This window comes from Photorhabdus sp. RM96S, assembly GCF_042879335.1.
In the GTDB taxonomy this organism is placed as follows: Bacteria; Pseudomonadota; Gammaproteobacteria; order Enterobacterales; family Enterobacteriaceae; genus Photorhabdus; species Photorhabdus kayaii.
This window is the reverse complement of record NZ_JBHFKT010000008.1, coordinates 26,200-45,735: the sequence shown is the minus strand read 5'-3', so window position 1 is coordinate 45,735 and position 19,536 is coordinate 26,200. Positions and strand designations below refer to the sequence as shown.

19 protein-coding genes are annotated in these 19,536 nt (G+C 39.8%); 4 read left to right on the top strand and 15 right to left on the bottom strand.

Annotated features, from left to right (window positions below):
* Positions 1–33 precede the first annotated feature (33 nt).
* Together msrA and ACGF49_RS06885 are read left to right on the top strand one after the other, a co-directional pair.
* The gene (gene msrA / locus ACGF49_RS06890; RefSeq protein ID WP_387490281.1) at positions 34–681 is read left to right on the top strand and encodes a peptide-methionine (S)-S-oxide reductase MsrA; all 648 of its coding nucleotides are present in this window, start codon (positions 34–36) and stop codon (positions 679–681) included.
* A 154-nt stretch (positions 682–835) separates the two neighbouring features.
* On the top strand, positions 836–2,167 hold the full coding sequence (locus tag ACGF49_RS06885; RefSeq protein WP_058589600.1) for a hemolysin family protein: 1,332 nt from the start codon (positions 836–838) through the stop codon (positions 2,165–2,167).
* 113 nt (positions 2,168–2,280) lie between these two features.
* Here ACGF49_RS06885 and ACGF49_RS06880 read toward each other — a convergent pair whose 3' ends face one another.
* Positions 2,281–2,487, bottom strand: coding sequence for a DUF1107 domain-containing protein (locus tag ACGF49_RS06880; protein ID WP_011148633.1), 207 nt, complete (start codon positions 2,485–2,487; stop codon positions 2,281–2,283).
* Positions 2,488–2,777: 290 nt separating this feature from the next.
* On the opposite strand from ACGF49_RS06880, the gene ACGF49_RS06875 reads away from it, so the two are divergent.
* Positions 2,778–3,332, top strand: a complete 555-nt coding sequence (locus ACGF49_RS06875) for a YtfJ family protein (RefSeq protein WP_113041652.1) — start codon at positions 2,778–2,780, stop codon at positions 3,330–3,332.
* Between the two features lie 96 nt (positions 3,333–3,428).
* Here ACGF49_RS06875 and cysQ read toward each other — a convergent pair whose 3' ends face one another.
* The gene (cysQ, locus tag ACGF49_RS06870; RefSeq protein WP_113041653.1) at positions 3,429–4,172 is read right to left on the bottom strand and encodes a 3'(2'),5'-bisphosphate nucleotidase CysQ; all 744 of its coding nucleotides are present in this window, start codon (positions 4,170–4,172) and stop codon (positions 3,429–3,431) included.
* 314 nt (positions 4,173–4,486) lie between these two features.
* Positions 4,487–5,107, bottom strand: coding sequence for a peptidylprolyl isomerase (locus ACGF49_RS06865; RefSeq protein ID WP_058589603.1), 621 nt, complete (start codon positions 5,105–5,107; stop codon positions 4,487–4,489).
* Between the two features lie 270 nt (positions 5,108–5,377).
* On the opposite strand from ACGF49_RS06865, the gene ACGF49_RS06860 reads away from it, so the two are divergent.
* Positions 5,378–6,094 (top strand): helix-turn-helix transcriptional regulator, encoded by a 717-nt coding sequence (locus ACGF49_RS06860; protein ID WP_113041654.1) that lies wholly within the window; start codon positions 5,378–5,380, stop codon positions 6,092–6,094.
* Between the two features lie 36 nt (positions 6,095–6,130).
* Here the strand turns inward: ACGF49_RS06860 and ACGF49_RS06855 are convergent, their stop codons facing one another.
* The 12 genes from ACGF49_RS06855 to rnr all read right to left on the bottom strand — a co-directional run bounded on the left by ACGF49_RS06855 (position 6,131) and on the right by rnr (position 19,494).
* A complete protein-coding gene (locus tag ACGF49_RS06855) occupies positions 6,131–7,402 on the bottom strand; it encodes an acetyl-CoA carboxylase biotin carboxylase subunit family protein (RefSeq protein ID WP_387490364.1) in 1,272 nt (423 codons plus the stop codon).
* A gap of 34 nt (positions 7,403–7,436) precedes the next feature.
* Positions 7,437–8,702: an MFS transporter gene (locus tag ACGF49_RS06850; protein ID WP_229015767.1), complete on the bottom strand. Its 1,266-nt coding sequence runs from the start codon at positions 8,700–8,702 to the stop codon at positions 7,437–7,439.
* A gap of 171 nt (positions 8,703–8,873) precedes the next feature.
* Positions 8,874–10,571, bottom strand: coding sequence for a carbamoyltransferase C-terminal domain-containing protein (locus tag ACGF49_RS06845; protein ID WP_113041657.1), 1,698 nt, complete (start codon positions 10,569–10,571; stop codon positions 8,874–8,876).
* Positions 10,572–10,593: 22 nt separating this feature from the next.
* On the bottom strand, positions 10,594–11,397 hold the full coding sequence (locus tag ACGF49_RS06840; RefSeq protein ID WP_113041658.1) for a dimethylarginine dimethylaminohydrolase family protein: 804 nt from the start codon (positions 11,395–11,397) through the stop codon (positions 10,594–10,596).
* Positions 11,394–12,584, bottom strand: coding sequence for an argininosuccinate synthase (gene argG, locus ACGF49_RS06835; protein ID WP_113041659.1), 1,191 nt, complete (start codon positions 12,582–12,584; stop codon positions 11,394–11,396). Before argG ends, ACGF49_RS06840 begins: the two co-directional genes overlap by 4 nt.
* Complete coding sequence (locus tag ACGF49_RS06830; protein ID WP_240002819.1) at positions 12,574–13,782, bottom strand: PLP-dependent cysteine synthase family protein; 1,209 nt, start codon at positions 13,780–13,782, stop codon at positions 12,574–12,576. Before ACGF49_RS06830 ends, argG begins: the two co-directional genes overlap by 11 nt.
* Positions 13,783–14,568: 786 nt before the next feature.
* Positions 14,569–15,021: a 50S ribosomal protein L9 gene (gene rplI, locus ACGF49_RS06825; RefSeq protein ID WP_113041660.1), complete on the bottom strand. Its 453-nt coding sequence runs from the start codon at positions 15,019–15,021 to the stop codon at positions 14,569–14,571.
* A 38-nt stretch (positions 15,022–15,059) separates the two neighbouring features.
* A complete protein-coding gene (gene rpsR, locus ACGF49_RS06820; protein ID WP_000135199.1) occupies positions 15,060–15,287 on the bottom strand; it encodes a 30S ribosomal protein S18 in 228 nt (75 codons plus the stop codon).
* A gap of 4 nt (positions 15,288–15,291) precedes the next feature.
* Positions 15,292–15,609, bottom strand: coding sequence for a primosomal replication protein N (priB, locus tag ACGF49_RS06815; protein ID WP_011148645.1), 318 nt, complete (start codon positions 15,607–15,609; stop codon positions 15,292–15,294).
* Between the two features lie 5 nt (positions 15,610–15,614).
* Positions 15,615–16,010, bottom strand: coding sequence for a 30S ribosomal protein S6 (rpsF, locus tag ACGF49_RS06810; protein WP_011148646.1), 396 nt, complete (start codon positions 16,008–16,010; stop codon positions 15,615–15,617).
* Between the two features lie 177 nt (positions 16,011–16,187).
* Positions 16,188–16,925: a 23S rRNA (guanosine(2251)-2'-O)-methyltransferase RlmB gene (rlmB, locus tag ACGF49_RS06805; RefSeq protein ID WP_387490362.1), complete on the bottom strand. Its 738-nt coding sequence runs from the start codon at positions 16,923–16,925 to the stop codon at positions 16,188–16,190.
* A gap of 127 nt (positions 16,926–17,052) precedes the next feature.
* Positions 17,053–19,494, bottom strand: a complete 2,442-nt coding sequence (gene rnr / locus ACGF49_RS06800; RefSeq protein ID WP_228901238.1) for a ribonuclease R — start codon at positions 19,492–19,494, stop codon at positions 17,053–17,055.
* Positions 19,495–19,536 lie beyond the last annotated feature (42 nt).

The following is a 19,536-nucleotide window of genomic DNA, read 5'->3' as shown; positions in this document are numbered from 1 at the left end:
TATCTGAAAACTTAATAATTACGGGAGTGAATTGTGCCAACTTCAGCTAATAAAAGCCTATCTATTGATCCTCATAGTGCATTACCAGGCAGAACTGAGCCACTTAAGGTTTCACCTAACCATGCTGTTACCGATCATACGATAGAACCTGTTCCAGAAAATATGGAAGTTGCCTATTTTGGTATGGGATGCTTCTGGGGCGTAGAACGCCTATTCTGGCAACAACCTGATATTTACACCACCTCCGCAGGTTATAGCGGCGGTACAACACCAAATCCAACTTACGAAGAAGTTTGTAACGGCCTGACCGGACATGCTGAGGTTGTTAGAATTGTTTACGATCCAACAAAAAACAGCTACGAAAACTTATTAAAACTTTTCTGGGAAAACCACGATCCAGCTCAAGGGATGCGCCAGGGCGGGGATATTGGCTCTCAGTATCGCTCCGCGATTTATACCGTGTCACCTCAGCAACATGAATTGGCATTAGCCAGCCGTGAACGTTTCCAAAAAGCAATGCAACAACAAGGCGATAACCGCCCTATTACAACGGAGATCACAGAAGCGGGACCATTCTATTTTGCTGAAGACTACCACCAACAGTATCTATTTAAGAACCCTGAGGGGTATTGCGGGCTAGGCGGTATTGGTGTTTGCCTACCCAAAATGAACAAAAACTAGCCGCCACATTTAATTAATGTTATAATTACCAAGCTAATCAATAGCTTTCTAAGTGTTTGTTGTCACTTTTTATTTTATATGATTTTTATTGTTTCCTCCGGTGCTTTTCTAATGACAACCTACCCTACCACCGGAGGTAGAACATGGATTCCTTATGCTAAATAGTCTCTTAATAGTATTTCTATTGTGCGCGATAAGCGCCTTTTTTTCGTTATCTGAAATCTCTCTTGCTGCCTCTAGGCGAATCAAACTAAAACTGATGGCAGATGAAGGTAATGTCAACGCAGCCCATGTCCTCAAATTACAAGAAACGCCGGGAATGTTTTTTACCGTGGTGCAAATCGGCCTAAATGCAGTGGCAATTTTGGCAGGTATTGTCGGTGAATCCGCATTCTCTCCTTCATTGAAAACGTTTTTCATGAAATTTATGCGCCCCGAATGGGCAGACCAGTTGGGCTTTATCTGCTCATTTATCATTGTGACCAGTATATTCATTTTGCTCGCTGACTTGACACCAAAACGTATCGGCATGATTAAGCCTGAAGCAGTCGCCGTGAAAATCGTTAACCCAATGCGTTTCTGTCTGACAGTTTGTCGTCCACTAGTTTGGCTATTTAATGGCCTGTCTGATCTTATTTTTAAGCTCTTTAAAATTCCGACAGCGCGTAATGAAGATATCACATCCGATGATATTTTTGCGGTTGTGGAAGCAGGAGCTGTTGCTGGTGTGTTGCGTAAACAAGAGCATGAACTGATTGAAAACGTGTTCGAGCTCGAATCCCGCACAGTGCCTTCTGCCATGACCTCAAGGGAAAATATCATTTACTTCGATAAGAATGAAAGCGAGGAAAGTATCAAACAATGGGTTTCTAGCCAGCCACATTCCAAGTACCTAATATGTGATAGAGATATTGATCACGTTATCGGTTATGTGGATTCCAAAGATCTGCTTAACCGTGTCCTAAGTGGTCAAAGCCTAAGCTTCAATAAAGGTGTCCAGATCCGCAACGCGCTGATCATTCCAGATACCTTGACACTTTCAGATGCACTGGAAAGTTTTAAAGCAGCGGGTGAAGATTTCGCTATTATCCTGAATGAATATGCGTTGGTAATGGGTGTGATTACCCTTAATGATGTTATGACCACACTGATGGGTGATTTAGTCGACCAAGGACAAGAAGAGCAGATCATCATCCGTGACGAAAATTCATGGTTAGTAGAAGGAGGAACACCTATTGATGATGTACAGCGTGTACTGGATATTGATAATTTTCCTGATTCAAGTAACTATGAAACCATTGCAGGTTTCATGATGTTTCGATTGCGTAAAATTCCAAAGCGTACTGATTCAGTTAAGTTTGCTGGTTACAAATTTGAAGTTGTCGATATTGATAACTACAAAATCGATCAGCTATTAGTCACAAAAATCACTGATACTCTCACCACGACACCAACGCAAAACCTGCCTATCAGTGATGATAAATAAAAACGGCCTATTCTTGAGCTAAGGCCGTTTAGTATTCTCATGTTAAGCGCCACTTATTGTTATTTTGTGGCGCAGATTACACCAGTATGCAACCCGATTCTTTTTCGTTTTATCTATCCTATTTCGGCCTGCAAACGTAGCACTTGCTGATTGACTTCACTCATTACACTAAAATGGCGCTTATCTCTCACCTTCGGCGGTAAAATTTTGCCGCAGTCGAATTCAAAAGCCCCCATATCTTTAATGTATAAACGTCCACGGAATAAAGTTTTAACGTAGAGAGCAATTTTCAGTGGGTTATATCGGTGAAAAATTTTCATCTCTGCTTTTTTCCTCCTAACTACTTCTTACGGTTACGTTTGGTGAACCAACTCCATACACCATACCGTTATGTAGAATAATAGACTGAATTTATCCGATTTTGTTCCCTCCATTTTTAGTTTTATGCACTGAATTTACATAAAATGACAGATATTTAGATATACATAACTATGTAACTTTATCTCTTACTTAATGTTAAAAATTTGATCTTCTTTAAAGAGATAAATCAGTTAATACCCGCTATGCTAGAGATCCATGCATTGTCACATTAACCTACAAAGGAAAAATTATGATAAAGAACTTTATGCTATATGCTGCGCTACTTTGTTCTCCTGCTTTAGCATTCGCCCACAACATCACTCTGGAACAACAGGTTCCTGCGATCAGTGTTTCTGATAAAGGTGAGTTGTTACTCAACAATAACAAGTTTAGCTACCAAAATTGGGATAGTGGAAAACTGATTGGTAAAGTGAGAGTCATACAACATATTGCAGGTCGTAGTGCAGCTAAAGAGATGAATGCCCCACTGATAGAAGAAATAAAACGCGCTGATTTTTCAAAAGAAAAATACCAAACAACCACCATCATCAATATCAATGATGCAATATTCGGCACTGGGCCATTTGTCCGCAGCAGTATTGAAGATAGCAAAAGAGAGTTTCCGTGGTCCCAGTTTATCGCTGACAGCAACGGTGTGGTCAAAAAAGCTTGGCAGTTGGAAGCTAAAAGTTCTGCCATTATTGTCCTGGACAAAAATGGCGTAGCGAAGTTTACCAAAGAAGGTGCGTTAAACAATAGTGAAATCAAACAGGTCATTGAATTAGTTCGTAAGGAACTACAGTAAAAACATCCGTGGTGATAACGACTTACAGGTATGTTTTCGTTTGCCCTTATCACCACAATTCCGCTGAAAAACAAATCTACTAGAAAACAACCACAATTAGAAAATCGTTACTCTAAATCCCGGATTCAGGAATGATTCACGAGGCGTATAATCTAGCGTCTGACCTTTCCAGTTCGTCACGTGAGCACCAGCAGCAATGGCTATAGCATGACCCGCCGCAGTATCCCAGATATGAGTGGGTCCAAAGCGAGGATAAAGTTGCGCTTTTCCTTCAGCCACCAAACAGAACTTCAGTGAAGAGCCCACAGAAACCGTCTGATGTTCACCTAGCTGATTGAGGTAATCTTCTAATTCTGTATCCATATGAGAGCGACTAACGACGACCATTGGTGGATTAGCATCACGAATCTTAATCGGCAAACATTGACCTCCACAGACTTTTTTCCATGCCTGCCGCCCTTGCCCGGAATAAAGCGTATCCTGCACAGGAGCATATATCACTCCCATCACAGGAACGCCCTCATCAATCAAGGCGATATTAACCGTAAATTCACCATTACGATTAATAAATTCCTTGGTACCATCCAGAGGATCAACTAACCAATAGCGCTTCCAATCACGCCTCTCTTCCCAAGTAGGAAGCTCTTCTTCCGACAACAGTGGAATTTCCGGAGCGATACGGGATAATCCGGCTTTAATTATTTTATGAGCCACAATATCAGCCATAGTAACCGGTGAATCATCTTGCTTATGATCAACTTTCAGGGGATGTTCATCCTGATAAATTGTCATAATAGCCGCACCAGCTTCCTGAGCCAGTTGGCAGATTTGTTCTAGCATCACACACCTCTGCGGTTAGTCATCTGTTATCATTTTAGACTATATTACCAATTGATCTTTTTATTGGAACGGTAAGAATTTTATTACCATTCTTAATAGCATTCCTGTCTATTTTTCAGATAAATGGCAAAAGCTGGCGGGCCAAAGACTCTATTTAAAGAAATAATTAGGAAATTGAGGGAAAGCCAGTTCATCGGCGACATCCTAGCTGAAATTTTCGATGGTTTGAAAATATCCCCCATTTTTTAAATGGGTTTGTCAGTAGTCTGAGACGGATATACCGGCTATTTTTTAATCCTACTTCTGGATAAAACTTACAGAATTTCCAACAATTCCACCTCGAAAATCAGAGTGCTATATGGGGGAATCGATGCACCGGCACCACGCTCGCCATAAGCCAGATTATAAGGGATATAAAGTTCCCATTTAGAACCGACAGGCATCAACGTCAATGCTTCAATCCATCCAGCAATCACCCCATTTACAGGAAATTCAGCAGGTTCACCACGCTGTACTGAGCTGTCAAACACGGTGCCATCAATCAGACGACCCGTATAATGAACACGCACGTGGTCAGTATGGGCAGGAATTGCACCATCACCCTGTTTTAGTACAGAGAACTGTAAACCAGATTCTGTCGTGCTTATACCGTCACGCTGAGCGTTTTCTGCCAGAAACTTCTGACCCTCTTCTGCCATAGCTTGCTGACGTTCACGACGCACACCATCTGCACGTTCGTGCATTTCACGTAAGGCACGATGCAATATATCGACCGGCACCGCTGGAGAATGATTTTCCAGCGCATCACATAACCCCGCTAACAACGCTTCAGGTTCCAGACCTTGCAGGCCAGACTCCAGTAATTGCTGACCAACCTGCAAGCCAACCCCATAACTTGCTTGTGCTTCGATAGAGTCAAAAGAAAGTTTTGCCATGAAAATACCTGTGATCAAATTAAATTAGATTTGTAAGCATAACAGCGCCATGCAGCAGGGTAAACCGAAGATGTCACCCGGAAAATACATGTCGCCCAAATATATAAGAGCTAATAATAGATATAATTCTAAGTAGCATATTTATTTCTTAAAGGTTACAATATAAAAATTCAATTTTTAAAAATTTTTACTTATAATTGATTATATGAATAAAATATTTTTTATATAAAATTAATTTTATTGCAAATATTATATGATGAGGAAAATCTTATGAATAAACCATTTAATGAGATTTTATCAGAAATTAAAAAGTCCAAAACCATGCCTGAATTAGAAAAGAGGTTGTTAAACGCGATAAACTATCTGGGTTTTGAATTCTACTCAATTTATCAGGAAGAAAAATATCCATTCACGACAAAAAAATATGTTCTAATAACCAACCTAAATATAGAAACTGCAAGCAATTATAATCAAGATAATAATCACGACAGCGACCAATTAATGAATGGTGATTACACTTTCTCTATTCCGTCAGTTTGTAATGATAAAATATCAAAATCTGCTGATTTTATGATTAAAAAATCAAATTCAAATAAAAATGAAGTTAAAAATAGTCTTTCAATAAAAATTAAAGGTTATCATGGAGAAAGGTCAATTTTTTCAGTTGCCAGAAAAGAAGGCTCTATTTCCCACAATGAAATACTTAATAAAGCAGGAGTATTAGGCATATTGGCAAATGAATGCATAAAAACATTTAATAATCTAAAAAATAAAAAGGATAAAATCATTGTTCCAACGCTCTCTACCAGAGAAGTTGAAGTCATAAGATGGACTTGTGAGGGAAAAACTTCTGCTGAAATAGCCGATATACTGGATATTTCAACAAGAACAGTTAATTTCCACATTAACAATGTTATGGAGAAATTAGTGGTTCCCAATAAAGTTGCAGCAGTTGCTAAAGCAATAGCATATAATCTAATCATATAATAATTAGAGCCAAAATAAGGCTCTAACCATACGAAATTATACAATATAATTAGACAATATCTCTCTCCATGCATCATTAATCTCATTCATCAGGGATTCACATTTGACGTGCTCATCATTAATATGCACACAAACGTAACCACAGAAATCATTATTGCTTTTTGGTGTTTCATAAACCGGTGAATTCTTATCTAAACTAATTTTTATTGCAATAATTTCATAACATAATTTACTCAAAATATTATTAACAGATGCTAATAATACTTCATTAACTTCTGTTTGATCGAATTTATCATTAATTTTGCCATCTTTATCTGCCAGCAAATTAATCAAAAATGCCCTTCCCTTTGCTTCAGGCAATATCATTCGATCACTAAATCCTTTGACTAAATGGTCAACCCAAATTTCCTGCAAGCTTATACCATATACCCGGTTAGCCATATCCCAAATACGCATACCCGCTGGTCTACGATTAGTTTCAACCAGAAAAGTTTCTCCCGTTTTACTATCTTGCTTAATCTCATTATGGAATGCGCCAAGAGTCTGCCCTGAAATCAGATTCATTGCCTGCCCCGCTTTATGTAATGCAATCGTATTTCTGCCATCACATTGCGCCGGAACTATTTGCCCTATTTCAACAGGAAATTCCCCTTTCTGGGAAACTTTTTGCGTTAAAAATGCCATACAACCAATACCATCGTACGAATATTCTGTATCGAAAATAATAAGTTCTTCTGCAAGAGTTTGATTACCACCAGATTGCTCAACAGATTGAGCAAAAGCCGTTGGGATTTTACTTCTATCTTTAACCGCTACCACGCCTACATTTGCCCGACCACAATTAGGCTTAATAATCACACCATACGGAACAGAATCATAAAACTCTTCCAGTTCTTTAATCTCATTAATGAAAGTATATCGAGGCGTCTTAATATGTTGTGCCGCAAGCAACGGTAATATTCGAGTTTCTTGTTGGCGAAATTGATATTTCTCAATACCTGCGAAACTTAATTCGGGATCATCACCATAAACGTTTAATTTCTTCGCGATAACAGCAGCATACCCAGATACCGCATCCATAAAAGGAAGAATACCAGCACATGTCATATTAAGTTCAGCAAGAACTGTCATCACACTATCAACATAATTCTCTGTTCGTACAGGAATATGATAGACAAATGGTGTGACATTTTTTTCCTCACCGGACAACATATCGCTAATAATTACCAATTCAAGGGAGTAATTATATCGAATATAGTCACGAATATTGACGATTTCATTCAGCCTTGCCGGAAGATAATCAAGCACTAACAAATATTTTTTCGAACTCATATTTCCTCCATTATTGACTATTATGCAGATTAAATTTAAGCGAACGATAAGGATTAATAATGATAAACATCAATAAAACAAATGCAGAGAATATCAGATAAATACTATTGTAGGAAAAATAGTTCAGTAAATTAGCACAAATAAAACTGGTTAAAGGTGTCGCTAACTGATTCAAAACCAGCACCACACCAAGATACTGAGAAAAACGCTGCTTCGGAATAAGACTTGCTCGATAAGAGCGGGAAAAAAGATTAAAACAACCTTCCGAACCAATAACCAGTAAGAAACCTAATGTGTAAACCACAAATAACGGCCCAGTCGCAAATAGTGTCAGACCACATAACGCAATCAGAAAAGCCGTTACACCAACGATACGCACATCAAAAATCCGGCACAATTTTGGCGCAATAAAAAAAACACAACAATTCACCAGCCCCGCATAAGCCAAAAGCTGAGCATAACTCCCTTTCGGCTGTGAAAAAACACTGGTAATAACATAAACTGCCGTTGACAAAATAGCACCTTGCATCACATTCATCAGGAATGTCAGGCTAATGACGCGTAACAAGGGTGGGTTTTCCATCAAGAATTTAAAAATGGCCGGCAGATTATACCCTTCTCTATTAGCGTGTTCTTCAATCCGGTTTTTCCTTTGTAGCTGAAACCATATCAAACTACTAATTAGGAAAGGAAAAAATGCAAATGCAAATACCGCATAAACACTGAATTTATAAACCAGCACACCGACAACCGCCGGGGCTGCAATATAGGTAAACTGTTCAACAAATTGTAAACGAGAGTTAACAGAAGGTAATTCTATTGCACTCATGTTTTTAGAGACAAAACCTTCAAGATTGACATATCCCGCTCCACTAAAAAAGGATAAAACACATGAGAGAGAAATAATGATATATACGATACTATTATCAGAATATATAAATGAAAGGATAAAAAGAAATAAGCAAACTAATGATCGAAGAATATCACTCAGGAATAACATAACCAGAGTATGCATCCTGTCCCCCATCCAACCAGAAATGGGGAGAGAAATCACTCTGAATAGCCGTTCAAGCCCAAAAGCAAAAGATGAAAGTGAAGCGCTATTAGTTGAGGTATATACTAATACAGGCACAGCGAACATAACAAATGCCTCTGAAAAAACAGAAAAAAAGCGAGCCAGTATGATCTTATGTATCATTAATATTACCTCAACCTTATTATACCCGTTATCTTTCAAGTTGCCTCTTTGTTGGCTGCGCTCACTCACCCCGGTCACATAGTTATCTATGCTCCCGGGGATTCACTCCCTTGCCGTCGCGATGCATCTTGAAATCCATAGGGTATATCTATCCCATTAGACTATTGTATTTATCAATTTGAAACTGAGCAATGCCCAAATTGACTTCATCAATTACACCTACTGGGATAGACGTTTACTATGCAATAATTAATGAATCGATTTAATCAAATAATTCCCCAAAACTAAATAATCAATATTAGTTTTCATGAAAGTTTTAATAGCATCTTCCGGTGAACAAACAATTGGTTCGCTATCATTATAAGAAGTGTTCAGCAACAAAGGCACACCGGTTTTCCGATAAAATGCCTCAATCAACTGGGCATAATCTGGATTTGATGCACTATCTACCACCTGAACTCTGGCAGTACCATCTTCGTGAACCACTGCCGGAATTTTCGATGCTTTATCCACTTTAGCATCCATCGCTAACAACATATATTTTGCAGCTTCCGGTAATTCCTTCCGAACATGGAACCAATCAGCAACATGTTGACGCAATACACTAGGCGCAAATGGCCTAAACATTTCACGATGTTTAACTTTACGATTCATTAAATCGCGAATATCTTTATTTCTTGGATCAGCCAACAAACTACGATTACCTAATGCCCGCGGCCCAAATTCCATCCTCCCCTGGAACCAGCCAACGACATTATTTTCAGCCAGCAAGCCTGCGACAACCTCATGAATATTCTCTTCATATGTCCAGTCCAAACCGTGGGCCTTCAAACTACGCTGGTAATCATCTTCACTATATTCCAGACCCCAATAGGTATGCGTCAGAGGATAGCGCTGATTATTTTCAAGAATATGATGCCAAATAAATAGTGCGGCACCTGTGGCAGTCCCGGCATCATGTGCAGCAGGCTGAATAAAGATATCTTCGATATCCAACTCTTCATATAACCGTTTATTCGTTATGCAATTCAATGCGACGCCACCCGCAAGGCAGAGTTTATTCGTTGCTGTTTCCTGCAAATAATGATGAGCCATATTTAACACTATTTCGTCAGTTATTTGCTGGAGAGAAGCAGCAATATCATAATATTCCTGCGCTACCTCTCCACCAGGAACTCTTTTCACAATACCAAACAAAGATTCTAATTTAGAAAAGTCTTGGCTGCGGAAATTGAGAATGGTGTTATCGATAGTAAACTCACCTTTCTCATAAATTTTGACAAGTTGTTGGAACGCTGGCATAAAACCTTCAGGCTTACCATAAGCAGACATTCCCATCACCTTACAGGCATCGTATACAGAGAAGCCCAAGAATTCTGCCAATTTCTCCCACATAAAACCAATTGAATTAGGGTATTCAATGGTTTTAATTTTCTTCAGACTATTGCCATCGCCCAGATATACCCCTGCGGTATTATCCTCTCCCACACCATCAAGTGATAAGGTTAATGCTTTATCAAATGGCGAAACAAAATAAGCAGATGCCGCATGAGCTGTGTGATGAGGAACCCAATGAAATTGACCACGGAATCCCATTGATTGTAAAATTTCTGGTACTGAAGTGGTCTTACGATAAAAAATGGACTCACCCGATACACTTCCCCAATTTCCCTCACTGGTGACTTCATCAATAAAGACTGATTTTCTTCGTTCTATCGGATCAATAGAAAACCCAATATGACTCACATCTTCCAAGCGAATACCCGCAAAGTCTAATGCAACTTCAATGGAAGCCAATGGTAGTTCATCAGGATTATCAACATTTGCTGGTTTTCCGTGTTTTCTTCTATTTAAACGCTCTTCTTCAATGGCAAAAATAGTTTCTCCATCTTTTAATAAGCAAACTGCTGATTCATGGTAAACTGAATTTATACCTAAAATATACATGATTTATTATCCTCCATTATAATTATTTAATTTTTAATACTAAGCAGCGCAGACTACCACCACTCTTTAAGAATTCACTCATATCGCATTTAATGACATTATAACCATAATTATTTAATTGACGTTCAACCTCTATAGAACAATCATGCATGAGAATATCTTTACCTATTGGGATATTATTACAGACAAATAATTCCTTAGCGTCATGTTCTGATATTGAGATCCGGCGTTCAAATGTTTTATCAATATAATTCTGGCTCTCTTTAGTAAATGCTTCTGGATAGTAAATAACCGTATCTTTGTCAATAAACGAGAATGCCAGAGCCACATGAAAGAAAGTCTTATCCTGAATATGTAGTTCACCTTTAACTTTAAGTTCTGGATAGACTTTCTGAATTGTATTTATTGCTTCTTTATCTGAGCGAGGACCATAACCAAATATGATGTCATTATCCCAATAGATAACATCTCCAAGCCCTTCAAAATAAATACCTTTATCAACACGATGTATCTCATAACCTAGATTTTCCAGATAATCGATATAGTACTGGCTTTCCCCCTGGCGTTCAGCGTGCCGGAAATTACTAGCAAGGAATTTATTATTATGCACCATTCCACAATCACCTGAGAAAGTCATATCAGGCAAACCATTAACAGGATCGATAGTGCGAATAGTGATGCCACGTTCAGTCAACCGTTCATAAAGAAAATCCCATTGTTGCTGTGCCAATTCTTTATTGACTCTATTATTAGGGTCCATCCAGTCATTAATAACGTATTCAATATCATAAAAATCCGGTTTACACATTAATAATTCTTTAATCATAACTTTTGCCTCATCTTAGATTTAGCACTTTGCTTAGTATGGATATTAAATATTTTTGCAAATCCCTCGGCATCGTTTTGACTATATAAATGCCCACAATTATATATTGCTAAATTATCATCATAGATAGTCGTCTTTGAAGTACGAGAACAAACGTTGGCATATTTATAGCCTAATTCAAGTTTAATCTCACCATTGACATGTTGATTCATGCTATCAATAAAGTGGTTTAAATGAGTTAATAAGGGATCATACCAAAGCCCAGAATAAACTAATTCAACCCATTTTTTATCAATTATCTCTTTAAACCAATTTTCGTGACGATTACTACAATAACATTCTAAATCACGATGTGCGGTAATTAAGATATGTGCGGCAGGTGATTGATAAATTGCGCGTGTTTTCAAACCGACAATGCCATCTTCAACAATATCAAAAATACCAATTGATAGTTTTTTACCAATCTTATTTAATATTTCGATAATTTCATATAATGATTTCTTTTCGCCGTCAATCGATATCGGTATACCATTCTCAAAACCTAATGACAAAAATATTGGCTCAGTGGCTGATAGTGCATGCTCAAATAATTTCTCTCTGACATCTTCAGGAATTAATGTTTCCGGTTCTGCCAACTGACCACATTCGACACTTAATCCCCATATATTTTCACTAGTAGAATAAGGGTTATTACAACCAAATTCTTGAGGAATACCATACTTCATAGCATAACTATTTACGATATTTTCGTCGTATTTAAAATCTCTCAACGAAGCAATAGGTATTTTATTCAGAATTTCTATATTCATATCCATTCTGACTTGATCATTACCTCTGAATTGATGGGCAATATAATCAATATTGAGCTCATTGGCTACTTCAACTGCCGCCTCAGCAATCGCAGGCCGGGAAAGTGCCGCACTGAGAAAATAACCATTTTGATAAATAGCATTCGCTTTTATCGCTTTTGTAAGGAAGTGTTCAGCATATTGTGCTCGATAATCTTTATAGATAAATTTATCAGCACCTGCAACCATACATTCCAATTCAATATCGTCAATGTCTCTTACCTGCCCTTCATCAATATAAAGAGCAATTACCTCTCTATATTCAGATTTAAGACTTCTTATGATAAGAGGATTATAGAGGCGATTATAGTAAATCACCAAAACACGATCAGAATTCATTTAATACGCACCCCATGTTTGTAATAATTTCTTCTAGTTGAGGTTCTGTTTTACTGTCCTCAACTAATTCTGAGAAATTATTTTCAAATAACCAAGTATCATTATAAATTGTGTCTATATAACGTTCTCCACTATCAGGAATAATGACAACAATATTATCTCCAGGTTTAAAATCATCCAGGCGATTTAATGCTGCGCTTACCGCGCAACCTCCCGTTCCACCAATTAAAATACCTTCATTTCTGGCTAACTTTCTTGCTACTCGGAATGCATCAATATCTGCAACTTTCAAGGTAATATCGATATTGGTACGATCCAGAATAGAAGGTATAAACGTTAGTCCTGCACCTTGTACTAAATATTTTCCTGGTTCACCACCGAAAATAATAGACCCCACGGGTTCAACACCATAAATTTGTACCTGTGGATTTTTCTCTTTCAAATAACGGGAAATTCCAGTAAGTGTTCCACAACTTCCTGCCGTCACAAAACAAGCCGTCAAATTATTGCCAAAGGTTTCATACAACTCACGCCCCGTGGAACGATAATGTTCATCAGGATTAACCTGATTTTCAAATTGCATAGGGCTAAACGCATTCGGATAGGCTTTTATAATCTCTTTAGTTAAATCAATGCGATATTTGACAGTATCCGTTCCCGCTTCAAATTCTGGCAGGAAAATGATTTCCGCGCCAAACGCTTTTATGTTATCGCGTTTCGCTGCCGGCACCATGCGATCCAAAACCGCAATAAATCGATAACCTTTAACGGCACACGCCATTGCCAAACCAATTGCCGTATTACCCGATGATGGCTCAATCACCACCATTCCCGGTCTTAATTCCCCCTGAGCCTCAGCCCTTTCCAACATAGCAACTGCAATACGATCTTTAATACTCCCACCGGGGTTAATATTCTCCATTTTGAGAAAGACATTAATACCTTTAGTATATCTACCATTCAACATAACTACTGGAGTATTACCTATAGTTTGTAATATGCTTTTACCAAGATTCATACCAGTTTTATCCCTTATGTCTGGGTTAATATGAAGAACATATAATGATGACAAGGTATTTTTATCAACACATAAATAAATCAATTCAACATCTAATATACCTATTAATTTATTGATGAAACTATTCAATTTATCAATAACTATGGAGAATAAACTCATACCTATTAACAATAAGCGCATTCATTTGTGTTCTCACACAAGGGTTAATTAACAAAAATTATAATTATAAAATTACACTTAAAAGTCTACTGTCAACTCTGACAGTTATATCAATAAAATCCCGTATAAATTTTTGATATTATTATTTAATAATAAGGATATATATTAATATCATTAAATATTCTTATGTGAAATCATATAAAATAAATTATCATTATAAAGACAAATAACCGAAATTATATAAGAATATATTTTTATATTATTATGAAATAATCATTCTTGTAATTAACTAGATTCAGACATAGATATATCAAAATATTCTATGAAAAATCCACATATCACAATAGAATTAACAATACCGATATTATCTAATAATAAAAAATACGAATTCAATTATTTATACCCTATGGATTTCAAGTTGCATCGCGACGGCAAGGGAACGAATCCCCGGGAGCATAGATAACTATGTGACCGGGGTGAGTGAGTGCAGCCAACAAAGAGGCAGCTTGAAAGATGACGGGTATATAGATATTAATCTAATAATGAATAATATTTCCAATATAAAAACGAAAAATCAATAATAATAAAACTGGCTAAAAGACAACATTACAAAAAAATAGACAAGAGAAACCATAATTCTATAAACGACAAATAAGGTAGTAAATGTAAAATAAATCAGATTAATGCTCAGTTACTAGGCATTATCGGCAAAAATCTTATAGACTACCAAGAGAATGGTAAGTTGAGGCAATAAAAAACGCCGGCATTGCCAGCGTTTTTTACTTATTAGCATCAGTTAATCAGCGATTAAGCTTCAGCAATAACGTTAACGTTCAATTTAGCGAATACATCGCTGTGTACTTGGAAGTTAACTTCGTGTTCACCAATAGTACGCAGAACACCATTAGGCAGACGCACTTCGCTCTTAGAGACTTCAACGCCCGCGGCGATAACTGCATCAGCGATATCACGAGTACCGACAGAACCGAACAGTTTACCTTCGTCACCTGCTTTAGAAGCGATAGTAACGGAACCCAATGCATTGATTTTCTCAGCACGAGCTTCTGCTATTGCCAGAACGTTAGCCAGGTTAGCTTCCAGTTCAGCACGGCGAGCTTCGAAGAATTCGATGTTTTTCTTAGTTGCAGGAACAGCTTTGCCCTGCGGTACTAAGTAGTTACGGGCATAACCCGGTTTAACGTTAACTTGATCACCCAAGCTACCCAGGTTTGCTACTTTATCAAGCAGAATAATTTGCATTACCTTATCCTCTCAGAGTCGTTAATGGACTGTGCCGATTACTGATGACGATCAGTGTAAGGCAACAAAGACAGGTAGCGCGCGCGCTTGATAGCACGAGCGAGCTGACGCTGGTATTTTGCACGGGTGCCAGTGATACGGCTTGGTACAATTTTACCGCTCTCGGTGATGTAGTTTTTCAGCGTAGCGATGTCTTTATAATCAATCTCTTGAACGCCTTCCGCGGTGAAACGGCAGAACTTGCGACGACGGAAATAACGTGCCATTTGGCTAGTCTCCAGAATCTATCAATTCAATCTGCTCGGCATGAAGAACCAGTTTGTTAAGACCATTGCGACCTTGATGGCAACTAATGAATCCTGAAACGGTTAATCGACTGCCGACCGTTATACTGTGAGTTAAAACTTGTAACAATTGTCCGCTGGCAATAACGGGCATTCTGCACCATGCTTGCCTGCTCAGACCGGCTTCCTGTTGCTGTGAACGGTGCTCAAGCACAAACTGACAATGTGGAATGCCGGCAGGACTGACTTTTCGAATGGGGACCTTGCACACTGTGCCAGAAAGCACCAAACGATTAGTTGTCACAGTTATTACTCTTCAGAATCCCCAGCTTCTTCAGCATCCATATTGGCGTCTTCCAGAGAGTAATCACGGCTGCGACGTTCATCTTTGGCTTTAACCATTGGAGATGCTTCAGTTACCGCGTGCTTAACGCGCATAATCATGCTGCGGATAACGGCATCGTTGAAGCGGAAGTTAGTTTCCAGCTCATCAATCACTTCCTGCGGTGCTTCAACGTTCATCAGAACATAGTGAGCTTTGTGCAGTTTGTTGATTGGGTAAGCCAGTTGACGGCGGCCCCAGTCTTCCAGACGGTGAATCTGACCTTGCGCGTTAGTGATAGTCGCACTGTAACGCTCAATCATGCCCGGAACCTGTTCGCTTTGGTCAGGATGGACCATAAAAACGATTTCGTAATGACGCATTAGAATTGCTCCTTACGGATTATTCAGCCTCCTGTCAGGGTCAACCGCGGCCCGTGGAGGCAAGGAACTTGTTTAAGTGCGGCTGAAAAATTGACGCGTAACTATACCTACCCTACATGAAAAACTCAAGGAATGAACAATGCAAAAACACTTTTGTTCATATGTGGAATAGATGAGTTATAACGAACCGCGCTGACGCACCGCCTCAAACAGGCAAACTCCCGTGGCAACAGACACATTCAACGACGAGACAGAACCCACCATTGGGATACTAATCAATTCATCACAGTGTTCACGAGTCAGACGACGCATACCTTCCCCTTCCGCTCCCATCACCAGAGCCATAGGACCAGTTAGTTTACTCTGATACAGCGTATGGTCAGCTTCTCCTGCTGTACCCACCACCCAGATATTGTACTCTTGCAATAAACGCAAGGTACGAGCAAGGTTGGTGACACGAATAAGTGGTACGCTTTCCGCAGCACCACATGCCACTTTCTTCGCCGTGGCATTAAGCTGAGCAGAACGATCACGTGGAATAATAACAGCATGTACACCTGCTGCATCAGCACTACGCAAACAAGCTCCCAGATTATGGGGATCTGTCACACCATCAAGCACCAACAAGAAAGGGATTTCTGCTTGTGCCAGTAAATCTGGTAGGTCGTTTTCTTGATACTGACGCCCTGGCTTCACTTTGGCAATAATCCCCTGATGCACCGCACCTTCCGTTTGATTATCCAGCCACTGACGATTTGCCAGTTGGATAATCATCCCGATACTTTCCAGCGCATGAATCAATGGTGTCAGGCGGCGATCTTCACGCCCTTTCAGGGTATAAACTTCGATAAAACGCTGAGGATCGCGCTCCAATAAAGCTTTAACGGCATGAATACCGTAGATAATTTCACTCATAATCTTCTTATTTTCATTGTCATACATATACAACACTGACGAATACTGTGAGCCTATTCGATAGGCTTCACGTACTCAGGGGGAGATTAAAATATTCAGGCTATCCTGCAACAGGATAGCCCTTTGATTATTTATCTGCGCTTTTCTTAGCCCGTTTGGCTTTGAATTTAGCGACAATTTTCTGAGTTTTGGTAGAAAACGTCTTACCCTTTTTCTTATCCCCTTTAGGCTTATCCGCAGATCGTTCTTTACGAACAGCACCATCAGGCTCAAAATGAGCTTCTTTGCGATGACCACGCCCATTTTTCTTACTGCTTTCGCGGCCAAGTTCTACTTTTCTCTCTCTATCGCGCGCTGTTTTACCTACATTCTGGGCTTTGCGGGTGGTAGAAAGCAGCTTAAAGTCAATTTTACGTTCATCCATATGAACCGCTTCCACACGAATTTCAACTTCATCCCCTAACCGGAAAGTTTTACCCGAGTATTCACCAACTAAACGCTGACCGATATTATCGAAATGATAATAATCATTACTCAATGTGGAAACATGCACCAGGCCGTCAATAAACAGCTCATTCAAACGAACAAAGAAACCAAAACCTGTCACACTCGTGATGATCCCAGTAAAAGTATTGCCCACCTGATCCTGCATAAAATCACACTTAAGCCAATCGGCGACGTCTCTCGTCGCTTCATCTGCGCGGCGCTCTGTCATGGAACAATGTTGGCCCAGTTGCAACATCTGTTCCATATCACTGTGCCATCCCCCACTCGGTGTTCCACATTGCTCAACAATGCTTTCCTGTTTCGCTAGCAGATATTTAATCGCCCGATGCAACACCAGATCCGGGTAACGGCGGATAGGGGAGGTAAAATGCGCATAAGAATTTAATGACAGACCGAAGTGACCCCGGTTTTCTGGATCATAAATTGCCTGTTTCATTGAACGCAGTAATAGGGTTTGCAGTAGCTCATGATCCGGGCGTTCAGCCACTTGATGCATCAGTTGCGCATAATCCTTTGGTGTTGGTTGCATGCCACCGGGCAGCGTCAATCCCAATTCGCCAAAAACCGTGCGCAGGTTAACAATGCTCTCTTCTTTTGGCCGATCATGAATACGGTAAAGCACCGGCTCCCCATTTTTTTCCACGAAGCGCGCCGCAGCAATATTCGCCAGAATCATGCACTCTTCAATCAACTTATGAGCATCATTGCGAACAATCGGTTCAATTCGCTCGATACGACGTTCAGCATTAAAGATAAACTTCGCCTCTTCTGACTCAAACGAGATTGCACCACGTTGCTCACGGGCATTTTCTAATGCCTGGTACAATTCATGTAAATGCTCAATATGCTGAACCAGTGGCTTGTAGTGCTCACGCAGCTCTTCATCACCCTGCAACATACGCCATACTTTGGTATATGTCAGACGGGCGTGAGAATTCATGACGGCTTCGTAAAATTTATAGGATGATAATCGCCCCTGCGCTGAAATCGTCATCTCACACACCATACAAAGGCGATCAACCTGCGGGTTCAGAGAACAGAGTCCATTAGAAAGCACCTCCGGCAACATGGGGACAACCTGAGATGGGAAGTAAACCGAGTTACTCCGGCTACGTGCTTCGGTATCTAACGCCGTTTGTGGGCGCACATAGTAACTGACATCAGCAATGGCAACCCATAAACGCCAACCACCGCTTTGCTTTCTTTCACAATAAACGGCATCATCAAAATCACGGGCATCTTCACCATCGATTGTCACCAACGGCAGAGTACGCAGATCAACACGGCCTTTTTTCGCAGATTCTGGTACCTGCTCATCCAAGGAAGCAACCTGGTTTTCCACCTGTGGCGGCCAACTGTGGGGAATTTCATGAGTACGTAGGGCAATTTCCACTGCCATGTTCGTTCCCATCTTTTCACCCAACACTTCAACAATCTTACCGATAGCTTTTGTGCGGCGCGCCGGGCGGGTAATTAACTCGACTACCACCACATTCCCCATGCGAGCACCACCGCTTTCATCTTTCGGGATCAAGATATCGAAGCTTAAACGGCTATCATCCGGCACAACAAATCCCATACCAGAATCAAGAAAATAGCGGCCAACAATCTGACTGGTCTTAGGCACCAATACACGAACGATACGCGCTTCATTACGCCCTTTGCGATTCAGGGACAATGGTTGTGCCAGCACAACATCGCCATGAATAGCCATTTTTAACTGCTCGGCAGAGAGATAAAAATCGTCTTTGTGACCTTCTACCCGTAGGAAACCATAACCATCTCTATGCCCAATAACAGTACCTTTCAGTAAATCCAATCTTTCCGGCAAGGCATAACATTGGCGACGAGTGAAAACCAATTGACCATCACGTTCCATAGCCCGTAAACGACGACGTAACGCTTCAATATCCTCATCGTTAATCAGATTCAGCTCTTGTGCCAGTTCCTGGCGACTTACCGGTACAGTATGTTTAGCAATAATGTCTAAGATGTACTCACGGCTTGGAATGGGTGATTCGTATTTTTCTGCTTCGCGCCCCAAAAAAGGATCTTGTGACATAGCTGTTCCTCCGCTGTCATCAGCAGGCTGTTTGCGCCATTT

Excerpts from the sequence above, each read along its gene's own strand:
- ACGF49_RS06865 (WP_058589603.1), bottom strand. The coding sequence starts at position 5,107 with ATGGCAAAACTTTCTTTTGACTCTATCGAAGCACAAGCAAGTTATGGG.
- ACGF49_RS06840 (WP_113041658.1), bottom strand. The coding sequence starts at position 11,397 with ATGATTAAAGAATTATTAATGTGTAAACCGGATTTTTATGATATTGAA.
- ACGF49_RS06845 (WP_113041657.1), bottom strand. The coding sequence starts at position 10,571 with ATGTATATTTTAGGTATAAATTCAGTTTACCATGAATCAGCAGTTTGC.
- ACGF49_RS06875 (WP_113041652.1), top strand. The coding sequence starts at position 2,778 with ATGATAAAGAACTTTATGCTATATGCTGCGCTACTTTGTTCTCCTGCT.
- rnr (WP_228901238.1), bottom strand. The coding sequence starts at position 19,494 with ATGTCACAAGATCCTTTTTTGGGGCGCGAAGCAGAAAAATACGAATCA.
- ACGF49_RS06885 (WP_058589600.1), top strand. The coding sequence starts at position 836 with ATGCTAAATAGTCTCTTAATAGTATTTCTATTGTGCGCGATAAGCGCC.
- ACGF49_RS06860 (WP_113041654.1), top strand. The coding sequence starts at position 5,378 with ATGAATAAACCATTTAATGAGATTTTATCAGAAATTAAAAAGTCCAAA.
- rplI (WP_113041660.1), bottom strand. The coding sequence starts at position 15,021 with ATGCAAATTATTCTGCTTGATAAAGTAGCAAACCTGGGTAGCTTGGGT.
- rpsF (WP_011148646.1), bottom strand. The coding sequence starts at position 16,010 with ATGCGTCATTACGAAATCGTTTTTATGGTCCATCCTGACCAAAGCGAA.
- rlmB (WP_387490362.1), bottom strand. The coding sequence starts at position 16,925 with ATGAGTGAAATTATCTACGGTATTCATGCCGTTAAAGCTTTATTGGAG.
- ACGF49_RS06880 (WP_011148633.1), bottom strand. The coding sequence starts at position 2,487 with ATGAAAATTTTTCACCGATATAACCCACTGAAAATTGCTCTCTACGTT.
- ACGF49_RS06830 (WP_240002819.1), bottom strand. The coding sequence starts at position 13,782 with ATGCGCTTATTGTTAATAGGTATGAGTTTATTCTCCATAGTTATTGAT.
- cysQ (WP_113041653.1), bottom strand. The coding sequence starts at position 4,172 with ATGCTAGAACAAATCTGCCAACTGGCTCAGGAAGCTGGTGCGGCTATT.
- argG (WP_113041659.1), bottom strand. The coding sequence starts at position 12,584 with ATGAATTCTGATCGTGTTTTGGTGATTTACTATAATCGCCTCTATAAT.
- rpsR (WP_000135199.1), bottom strand. The coding sequence starts at position 15,287 with ATGGCACGTTATTTCCGTCGTCGCAAGTTCTGCCGTTTCACCGCGGAA.